A 225-nucleotide genomic window follows, 5' to 3' on the forward strand; every position below is an offset into this window, starting at 1 on the left:
TCTTGCCTGCCCGCTGCGCAATGCCCAGCTGGGCCTCCAGCTTGCGGTAGAAGCGCCCCTCGATGCGCTGGCCATCCGAGGCCACGGCCGCTTCCTTGAGGCCCAGGTCGATGCCGACACTGGCCGTTGCCTGGCTCGACTGCGCCTGCACCTTGACCACTACGTTCAAGTACCAGCGACCCCGGCTGTCTTCGCTGAAGCTGCCCGCTCGCAATTCGTGGTCGC

1 pseudogene is annotated in these 225 nt (G+C 66.7%); it reads right to left on the bottom strand.

From position 1 onward, the window contains the following. Positions 1 to 225, bottom strand: a pseudogene (locus tag OX89_RS18780) (RNA-guided endonuclease TnpB family protein); the annotation flags it as partial.

The organism is Diaphorobacter sp. J5-51, assembly GCF_001023515.1.
GTDB classification, from domain to species: Bacteria; Pseudomonadota; Gammaproteobacteria; order Burkholderiales; family Burkholderiaceae_C; genus Diaphorobacter; species Diaphorobacter nitroreducens.